The organism is Acetanaerobacterium elongatum (genome assembly GCF_900103835.1).
Taxonomy (GTDB): domain Bacteria; phylum Bacillota; class Clostridia; order Oscillospirales; family Ruminococcaceae; genus Acetanaerobacterium; species Acetanaerobacterium elongatum.
The window spans coordinates 1-3,536 of sequence record NZ_FNID01000008.1; the positions used below are offsets into that span (position 1 = coordinate 1).

Consider the following 3,536-nt stretch of genomic DNA (forward strand, 5'->3'; position numbering starts at 1 on the left):
CATCCCCCTGTAGGGGCGCGCATTGCGCGCCCGCGGCCTCACCGGACGCTGTATAGATACCGCGGGCGATTGATAATCGCCCCTACAACCCACCGAAGGCATGGCGCATAAACCGCGGGAGACCGCAGGTCTTTCCTACAGCAAAACCTTTTAGCGCGCGGGTTAACCGCGGACGATTGATGTTCGCCGCTGCAAACCCAATGGCGCGATGTGCGTTTCCACCATTCCGTCGATGTTACCGAGGCGGGTGCAGAATCCGCCAAGGTAATATTATAAAAACGAGTTTCGAGAGAAAGCAGAACATAATCCCCTTCGTTTACCTAATGTTTTTAATCGGAACGAGTAAAAAACATCTCAACAAAAGAATTAGGAGGAACTTTTCATGCGTAGGCTTTTATCTGTAGCACTCATTCTGACAATGTTAGTAACTCTGTTCGCAGGCTGTGCAGCTCCTCAGGGCGGCGCTTCTTCCGCACCCGCAGCATCTTCTGCACCCGCAGCTTCTTCTGAGGCAGCAGCTCCCGCTTCTTCTGCTCCCGCAGCAAATGCAAAAGACATCACCGTAGCTTTCATTCCCAAGCTTACCGGTAACATGTTCTTTGAATCCGCCAACGTAGGCGCACAGGAAATGGCAAAGAATGTTGGCTTTACCTGTGATTACACCGGAAACCCCGAGGCTTCTGTTGCCAACCAGGTTCAGGTTATCAACTCTGCCGTTCAGCAGGGCGTTAATGCTATTGCAATCTCCTCTGTTACCCCCGACGGCTTAAACCAGGCTTTAAAGGCTGCAAGAGATGCAGGCGTTAAGATTGTAACCTGGGACTCTGACGTACAGGCCGATCAGCGCAGCCTGATGGTTTCTCAGGGCACCCCCGAGCAGCTTGGCGAGATGCTTGTTGAGATGGTAGCTTCTCAGCTGCCCGCCGACAAGAAGGACAAGGCGAAGTACTGCTGGCACTACTCCTCCTCTACCGTTACCGACCAGAACTCCTGGCAGGTAGCAGGCGAAGCCTACATCAAGAAGACCTACCCGGGCTGGGTAAACGTTGCTCCTGACAACTACTACAGTGAGCAGGACGCCGAGAAGGCTGTTTCTGTTGGTGAATCCATCCTGAAGGCTCATGCCGATATCGACGCAATCATCTGCAACGACTCTACCGCACTTCCCGGCCAGGCTCAGGCTGCCAAGAACCTTGGCAAGGCTGGCAAGGTTATCATCACCGGTTTTGCTACCCCTTCTTCCATGAAGGACTTCTGCAAAGACGGCACCGTTCCGAAGTTCGGCCTGTGGGATTGCAAGGTTCAGGGCGCTATGGGCGCTTACCTCGCTTACTGGCTGGCTGCCGGCAACTCCTTTAAGGTTGGCGATACCATCGACATCCCCAACGTTGGCAAGGTAAAGGTAGAGCCCAACACCATCCTCGACCCCAAGGCTTACACCGCTGACGATTCCGGTATCGTTCTGATGCCCGAGCGCACCGTGTTCACCAAGGATAACGTAGACAACTACAACTTCTAATCAACTCTTATCACTCAACTTACTAATCACTCACTAGTCATAGAACAGGAGGAGCTGTGGCCGCAAGGCCACAGCTAACCCTGTTTTAAAAAACCAATAATCCGATATATAGTATTTCGCGGCAGATAATTGCCGCTGTTTTAGAAGAGTAAATCAGCCGCTATAGGGCTATGGCTTTAACATATGTTTCAGCTAGAAAGGATGAATCGATACATGGCAGACAAAGAAGGACTGAAGGTAGCAAAGGATTACCACACCGACGTTGCGTTTGCAAACGACAGCGGCTTTTATGTAAAGGGCGCAGGCCACCTGGACTGGGGCATGAAGCGCCATCTTTCCAACATCTTTGACCCCAAGAGCGGCAACACCGTAATGTTCGCATTTGACCACGGCTATTTCATGGGCTCCACCGCAGGGCTGGAAAGGCTTGACCTTGTAATCCCCCCGCTGATGGAACATGTTGATGTATTAATGGGCACCCGCGGTGCACTGCGCACCTGCATTACCCCCGCCAATAAAAAGGGCATCGCGCTTCGCTGCAGCGCGGGCTCTTCGATGATAGACGATGACCTTTCCCACGAGGTGATTGCGGTTGACATTGCTGACGCCATCCGCATGAACGCCGACTGTATGGCGATACAGACCTTTATCGGCGCCGAGGGTGAGAAGGACAGCCTTGACAACCTGTGCAAGACCATCGACGCAGGCATGAAGTACAGCATCCCCACCATGGGTGTTGTTGCGGTAGGCAAGCAGATGGAGCGCACCCCGCGCTTCTTTAAGCTGGCTACCCGTATTCTTGCCGAGCTTGGCGCAAACATCATTAAGACCTACTATTGCGACGAGTTTGAAGAGATTGTTGCGGCCTGCCCCGTTCCGATTGTTGTTGCAGGCGGCAAGAAGCTGCCGGAGGACGAGGCCCTTACCATGGCCTACCGCAGCATTCAGGGCGGCGCACGCGGCCTTGACATGGGGCGCAACATCTTCCAGAGCAACCACCCCGTTGCGATGGCAAAGGCAATCCGCATGATTGTGCACGAGAAGGCCACCGACAAGGAAGCCTTTGAGTTCTACACCGGCGAGATTAATAAGTAATTTCTTTTTTATGCTTTTAAGGCCATACCACGAAATAGACTTGTAAACGCACCAGCAACCGTTCTACAAAAAGATATTGAAGTCTATTACCCTGGCTTTAGAATATATCCACTGCGCTTTCAGCCGCAACCACCCTCTTTCATTTACATGAACCTCCTTTGTCATTGTAAAAACGCCGAAAACCATTTTACACTGCGGCTGAAAGTATGCGCCCCCGCTACAGCAACACTGTAACGGGGGCGCGGGCGGTGGATATTAAATTTCGTAAGATACTTGTAGAGGCGAGGACAATCGCCCCTATAAATAACAATTAAAGCCGTGGGTGTTCGACAGACGTAAAACCTATGGCAACAGCACCTAGGATACCCACCCCCAACCCCCTCCCGCGCCATAGACACATAGGGCAATAGAAATACTTACGCGGGAGGGGGAAAAGATGCGAGGGGGCTTTGCCCCTTCGCCGATCCCCTAGGCCGCGCGGCGGTATCGCCGATACCGCAGGTCTCCCCTACAATCTCTTAGGTGCTTTGCAGACGATAAAAGGCGATATTGGAACGACACGGGGGTGCCCGTTCGGGGGCGAAGCCCCCGAACATTCCTCCCTCTCCCGCATGAAGGAAGTTTGGACGATATGTGCCCCAGATGCGGGGGGGGGGTTGGGGGTGGGTTCCCGCAAGGCCGATGTCATTAGCGGCTCAACGGTAACTTTATTATACTGGCGGAACGGTCAAGACCGTTCCCTACGAACGACCGCGCTCCTGTAGGGGCGAACTATGTTCGCCCGCGGATTCAATCGGGGCGGTATAAATAACCGCGTCAGGTCAATGGCCTCCCCTACCCCTAAACCCTTCAGCGCGCGGGTTGACCGCGGGGCGTAGGGGACGCCGCCCCTACACGTTACAATAACGCACCGTAGGGAACG

2 protein-coding genes are annotated in these 3,536 nt (G+C 53.5%); both read left to right on the forward strand.

Annotation, left to right across the window (positions count from 1 at the left end):
* Positions 1-382: 382 nt before the first annotated feature.
* The gene (gene lsrB, locus BLR50_RS03610; protein ID WP_092638660.1) at positions 383-1,519 is read left to right on the forward strand and encodes an autoinducer 2 ABC transporter substrate-binding protein LsrB; all 1,137 of its coding nucleotides are present in this window, start codon (positions 383-385) and stop codon (positions 1,517-1,519) included.
* Positions 1,520-1,732: 213 nt separating this feature from the next.
* On the forward strand, positions 1,733-2,614 hold the full coding sequence (lsrF, locus tag BLR50_RS03615) for a 3-hydroxy-5-phosphonooxypentane-2,4-dione thiolase (RefSeq protein ID WP_092638662.1): 882 nt from the start codon (positions 1,733-1,735) through the stop codon (positions 2,612-2,614).
* The last annotated feature ends 922 nt before the right edge of the window (positions 2,615-3,536 follow it).

Bases quoted from the DNA above. Each gene is read 5' to 3' on its own strand.
- lsrB (WP_092638660.1), top strand. From the start codon at position 383: ATGCGTAGGCTTTTATCTGTAGCACTCATTCTGACAATGTTAGTAACT.
- lsrF (WP_092638662.1), top strand. From the start codon at position 1,733: ATGGCAGACAAAGAAGGACTGAAGGTAGCAAAGGATTACCACACCGAC.